Below are 5309 nucleotides of genomic sequence, written 5' to 3'. Positions count from 1 at the left end.
CACCCCGGCCATGGCGGTCAGCCCTGCTCGACGAGGGCCTTGATCCGCTTCAGGGAGGTCGACACGCCCCTGTCCATTTCCTTGGTGAACGAGGGCTGTCCGCCGAAGAGCTTGTCGGTGAGGAACGTCGAGATGAAGGTCAGGCCGTTCGGGACCTCACGACGTTCCGTGAGCCGGGTGCAGCCGTCGGCGGTGGGCTCGAGCTCGAAGACCCAGATGGTGGTGTTCTCGGTGATGCGGTTGGCGAACCTTCTGCCGGGCTCGAACTCGACGACACGGCTGGTGGTGGGCCAGAAGATCGGGCCGCGCTTGTTGATGTTGAGCGCCCACGTCCCGGCGGTCGTGCGGCCACCGAGGGCGACGACCTTGTGCGCCTGGCTGCTCCACTGGGGGGCGTTGCGGACCTCGGAGACGACCTCCCAGACCCGGGCCGGTGGGGCGTCGATCTCGATCGAACTCTCGATGGCGGCGGGAGCGGACTCGGTGGGCATGGATGGCCTTCCAATGGGAACGGGCTTCGATGGCGTCTCGATGGTAGGGGACGGGGCGCGGCCGTGCGTGTCGTTCGCCCGCCGCGAACACCGGGCCGCACCCTTTGCACTCGTGGGGGGCGAGTGCTAGAAAAGCGGTTGGCACTCGGCTACCCTGAGTGCCAGCAACACCTGAACTGAGGTCGCAAGGTGAGGCGCGGATCTGACACGGTCCGCTCCGTCCGTCGCGGGCGCCGACGCCGACCACATACGTGTCACCCCACACCCGGAGGATGATTCACCCAATGGCAAAGATGATCGCGTTCGATGAAGAGGCCCGCCGCGGCTTGGAGAGCGGTCTCAACCAGCTCGCCGACGCCGTCAAGGTCACGCTCGGCCCCAAGGGTCGCAACGTCGTGCTGGAGAAGAAGTGGGGCGCCCCCACGATCACCAACGACGGCGTCTCCATCGCCAAGGAGATCGAGCTCGAGGACCCGTACGAGAAGATCGGTGCGGAGCTCGTCAAGGAGGTCGCCAAGAAGACCGACGACGTCGCGGGCGACGGAACCACCACCGCCACCGTCCTGGCCCAGGCGCTCGTGCGCGAGGGCCTGCGCAACGTGGCCGCCGGTGCCAACCCCATGGGCATCAAGCGCGGGATCGAGAAGGCCGTCGAGGCCGTCACCGCGCACCTGATCGCCTCCGCCAAGGAGATCGAGACCAAGGAGCAGATCGCTGCGACCGCCGGCATCTCCGCCGCCGACCCGGCGATCGGCGAGCTCATCGCCCAGGCCATGGACAAGGTCGGCAAGGAGGGCGTGATCACGGTCGAGGAGTCGCAGACCTTCGGCCTGGATCTCGAGCTCACCGAGGGTATGCGCTTCGACAAGGGCTACATCTCGCAGTACTTCATGACGGATCCGGAGCGCCAGGAGGCGGTCATGGAGGATCCGTACGTCCTGCTGGTCTCGGGCAAGGTCTCCACCGTCAAGGACCTCCTGCCGCTGCTGGAGAAGGTCATCGGCGAGGGCAAGTCCCTGCTGATCATCGCCGAGGACGTCGAGGGCGAGGCCCTGTCCACGCTCGTCGTGAACAAGATCCGCGGCACCTTCAAGTCCGTCGCCGTCAAGGCCCCGGGCTTCGGTGACCGTCGCAAGGCCATGCTGCAGGACATCGCCATCCTCACCGGTGGCCAGGTCATCTCCGAGGAGGTCGGCCTCTCGCTCGAGACCGCCGACATCTCCATGCTGGGCAAGGCGCGCAAGGTCGTCGTGACCAAGGACGAGACCACCATCGTCGAGGGTGCGGGCGACCAGGGGCAGATCGAGGGGCGGGTCAACCAGATCCGCGCCGAGATCGAGAACTCCGACTCGGACTACGACCGTGAGAAGCTCCAGGAGCGCCTCGCGAAGCTCGCCGGCGGCGTCGCCGTGATCAAGGCGGGCGCGGCCACCGAGGTCGAGCTCAAGGAGCGCAAGCACCGCATCGAGGACGCGGTCCGCAACGCCAAGGCCGCGGTCGAGGAGGGCATCGTCGCCGGCGGCGGCGTCGCCCTGGTCAAGTCCGAGGTCGCCATCGACGGGCTGTCCCTCGAGGGCGAGGAGGCCACCGGTGCGAAGATCGTCAAGTTCGCGCTGAGCGCCCCGCTCAAGCAGATCGCCTTCAACGCCGGCCTCGAGCCGGGCGTCGTGGCGGAGAAGGTCCGGAGCCTCCCGGGCGCCCAGGGCCTCAACGCCGCCACCGGCGAGTACGAGGACCTGCTGGAGGCCGGTATCAACGATCCGGTCAAGGTGACGCGCTCCGCGCTGCAGAACGCCGCCTCCATCGCGGCGCTCTTCCTCACCACCGAGGCCGTCGTGGCCGACAAGCCCGAGCCCGCCGGTCAGGCGATGCCGGGTGGCGACGAGATGGGTGGCATGGGCTTCTGACCCGAGCCCACACAGTACGCCGGGCCGTGGCCCGCACCGGAGAACCCCGGTGCGGGCCACGGCCTATTTCCGTGCCTCATCGGGCTGCCCGCACGCCGCTCGCTCCGGGAACACATCGTGTTCTTCCCGGTGCGATCCTGATCGTGCGGGCCGCTTTCGGGTCTAATAGGCGCTTGTCTAGATGAAGGTTTATCGACCCGGAGGTTACGAGACCGTATCGATAACTCTTGCAGTTCGTGAGGGAAGGCTAACGCAGCCGATTAAGTCGATGGTTCATTGACCTTTGCGCAGGCAGATCGTGATGCTAGGATCTCCTTGCATCTAGTGATCTGAGTCACGGAAGGCGTGTTAAGTTAAATCTGCGTCACGCGGCCGACGTGGAGACCTAGGTCACGATTGACTTTGGGTCTACTCAGATTACGCTGACTCTGGCCCCAGAAGCCGGGGCACAACTTTCAAGGGAGAAACACATGCCTGACTTCAGCGCCATCGGCGATCTTCTCGGCGCGATCGACGACGTCCTCTCGGGCGTCATGGGCTTCGCTGGCTCGCTTGCCGGTGACGGCCTCGACACCGTACTGGGCAGCCTCGGCGAAGCCGCCGAATAGCCGCTGCTCGTTTGTGGGGCCTGTTCCGGCCCCCACCTCGACCGCGAGCCTGGAATTGGTCACCCCCCGCAGTTCACTCGAGTGCCGGAGACCCTGCACTCACCACTCACGTCAAGGAGAAAATTATGGGAAGCGAAGCTTTCGGTGCCGACGGTAGCCTGGGCCGCATCATCGGCGAGGACGGCACCTTCGGCGTCCTGTCGGACCTGATCGGCTGGGTCAGCGACTTCGTCAGCGCCGCCGGTTACTTCGCCGGTGGCGACTTCCAGGAGGCCTTGGGCAAGGGCTTCATGGCCTGAGTCGTCCACCGACTCGCGGAAGGGCCCCGGACTGGCGTCCGGGGCCCTTCCTCGCACCCCTGCCGGTCGCCGGTACTTGCCCCGTGGGAGATCGGGGGATATAAGTTTGTTCATACCGGTAACGGGGCGCCGGTCACCGTCGATAAGATTGACGTGAGCCGCACCGGTCGGCTCCGCGGTTTCCCTCGGTTCACCTGCCTGTGGGAGCCTCGGAGCGTGGCCCGCGGATGCAATACGCACGACCTGCGGACGCAATCGTGGTACTAATGTGCCTAGTGGGACTTGTGTGACTACTGGGAATCGGGTTAGCGTTTCCGCAGGAATGCCCGGGTCCGTCTGTGAACAACGAGAATGTAAGGCGTCGAAATATGCGTTCAGTGAAGCGGTTCGGCACGAAGGTCGCGACAGCGGCCCTCGCTGCGGCCATGGTCCCCGTCGTCGCCACGGGCACGGCCCAGGCCCAGGCCCAGAGCGGCAGCATCAGCTACACCAAGGCCACGGAGAGCAACAAGGTCGTCGAGACCCCCCTCAACGATGGCCGCCTGATCGTCTCGGTGTGGTCGACCAAGATGAAGACCGAGGTGCCGAACATCGTCCAGCGCCCGGCTGACGGCAACGCCAAGGCTCCGGTGCTCTACCTGGTCAACGGTGCCGGCGGCGGCGAGGACTCCGCAACCTGGCAGGCGCAGTCGGACGTGAAGGACTTCATGGCCAACAAGAACGCCTGGACCGTCACCCCCATCGGCGGCGCCTTCTCTTACTACACCGACTGGCAGAAGCCGGACCCCAACGTCCAGACCCGTTTCGCCAGCGCGACCACCCCGATGGCGTTCGAGACCTACCTCGCCGATGAGCTCCCGGATCTCTTCGAGGGCGCCTACGGCGGCAACATCCGCGGCGACCGCACGCGCTCGCTCGCGGCCATCTCGATGACCGCCACCTCCGTGCTCACCATCGCCCAGAAGCACCCGGGCCGCTTCCAGGCAATCGGCTCCTACTCCGGCTGCGCCGAGACCTCCACGCCCATCGGCTACCAGTTCATCAACATCGTCACCGGCATGCGCGGCGGCGCGAACCTCGACAACATGTGGGGACCGTTCCCGGGCGAGCCCAAGGTGGGCACCAACAACTGGTTCGACAACGACCCGGTCTGGGGTGCCTTCCGCTTCCAGGAGCAGATGAAGAACAACCAGCTCCCCGCGATGTTCATCTCGACCGGCAACGGCCTGCCCGGGCCGCACGAGTCGCTCGAGAACTGGCGTCTGCGCAACAGCATCCCGGCGCTGGCCAACCAGGCGATCGTCGGCGGCATCATCGAGGCGGCCACGCAGTACTGCACGGCCAACCTCGCCCGCCGCTTCGGTGAGCTGGGCATCCCGGCCGAGTTCGACTTCGCGCCCAACGGCACGCACTCGTGGGGCTACTGGCAGGACGACCTCAAGCAGTCCTGGCCGATGATGGCCCGCGCGATGGGCGCCACCGAGCGCTGATCGACCCCGGGCTCGACGGACCCCGTCCCACCACAGGTGTGGGGCGGGGTCCTTCGTCATCCGTACGCGGGGCCGGTGTCGCCCGGCGGGCGGCGTCCGGCATCCTGTACGCATGACCAAGATTGAGGACCCGCGGCGGATCGAGCTTCGGCACGGGGACGGCAGCACGAGCCCGCTGCTCATCGTGGAGGCCGACCGGCGGGACGAGCGCCAGCTGGCGGTACTGGTCCTGCCCGGCATCGCCGTCGGCGCCCGCTACTACCTCCCCCTGGCCCGCGCGCTCGCAGCCGAGGGTGTGGACGTCGCGATCACCGAGCTTCGGGGGCAGGGTGAGAGCACCCACCGGATAGGCCGGGGCGGGGGAGCGGCCGGGTACCACGAGAGCGCCGCCGAGGACGTCCCGGGGGCCCTCGACGCCATGGCGCGGGTGCTGGGCGAGCGCCGCGTGATCCTGCTCGGGCACAGCATGGGCGCGCAGATCGGCGTCTACCACCTGGCGCGCCACGACCCGCGC

6 protein-coding genes are annotated in these 5309 nt (G+C 67.1%); 5 read left to right on the top strand and 1 reads right to left on the bottom strand.

What is annotated here, in order from left to right:
- Positions 1–17: 17 nt before the first annotated feature.
- Positions 18–491, bottom strand: a complete 474-nt coding sequence (locus tag G6028_RS13770) for an SRPBCC family protein (protein WP_182659211.1) — start codon at positions 489–491, stop codon at positions 18–20.
- Positions 492–775: 284 nt separating this feature from the next.
- Here G6028_RS13770 and groL point away from each other — a divergent pair, with 284 nt between their 5' ends.
- The 5 genes from groL to G6028_RS13745 all read left to right on the top strand — a co-directional run.
- The gene (groL, locus tag G6028_RS13765) at positions 776–2398 is read left to right on the top strand and encodes a chaperonin GroEL (RefSeq protein WP_179523441.1); all 1623 of its coding nucleotides are present in this window, start codon (positions 776–778) and stop codon (positions 2396–2398) included.
- A 470-nt stretch (positions 2399–2868) separates the two neighbouring features.
- A complete protein-coding gene (locus G6028_RS13760; protein ID WP_182659210.1) occupies positions 2869–3006 on the top strand; it encodes a hypothetical protein in 138 nt (45 codons plus the stop codon).
- 125 nt (positions 3007–3131) lie between these two features.
- Positions 3132–3305 carry a hypothetical protein gene (locus tag G6028_RS13755; protein WP_182659209.1) on the top strand — a complete coding sequence of 58 codons (174 nt, stop codon included), beginning with the start codon at positions 3132–3134 and terminating at the stop codon, positions 3303–3305.
- Between the two features lie 368 nt (positions 3306–3673).
- A complete protein-coding gene (locus G6028_RS13750) occupies positions 3674–4795 on the top strand; it encodes an alpha/beta hydrolase (RefSeq protein ID WP_182659208.1) in 1122 nt (373 codons plus the stop codon).
- A gap of 112 nt (positions 4796–4907) precedes the next feature.
- Positions 4908–5309, top strand: a 402-nt coding sequence (locus G6028_RS13745; protein WP_182659207.1) for an alpha/beta fold hydrolase, incomplete at its 3' end; no start/stop codon positions are given.

Origin of the sequence: Dietzia cercidiphylli (genome assembly GCF_014145145.1) — a bacterium.
In the GTDB taxonomy this organism is placed as follows: domain Bacteria; phylum Actinomycetota; class Actinomycetes; order Mycobacteriales; family Mycobacteriaceae; genus Dietzia; species Dietzia natronolimnaea.
The sequence above is the reverse complement of the archived record's forward strand: the minus strand, read 5'-3'. Positions and strand labels throughout refer to the sequence as shown.

Bases quoted from the DNA above. Each gene is read 5' to 3' on its own strand.
- G6028_RS13770 (WP_182659211.1), bottom strand. From the start codon at position 491: ATGCCCACCGAGTCCGCTCCCGCCGCCATCGAGAGTTCGATCGAGATC.
- groL (WP_179523441.1), top strand. From the start codon at position 776: ATGGCAAAGATGATCGCGTTCGATGAAGAGGCCCGCCGCGGCTTGGAG.
- G6028_RS13760 (WP_182659210.1), top strand. From the start codon at position 2,869: ATGCCTGACTTCAGCGCCATCGGCGATCTTCTCGGCGCGATCGACGAC.
- G6028_RS13755 (WP_182659209.1), top strand. From the start codon at position 3,132: ATGGGAAGCGAAGCTTTCGGTGCCGACGGTAGCCTGGGCCGCATCATC.
- G6028_RS13750 (WP_182659208.1), top strand. From the start codon at position 3,674: ATGCGTTCAGTGAAGCGGTTCGGCACGAAGGTCGCGACAGCGGCCCTC.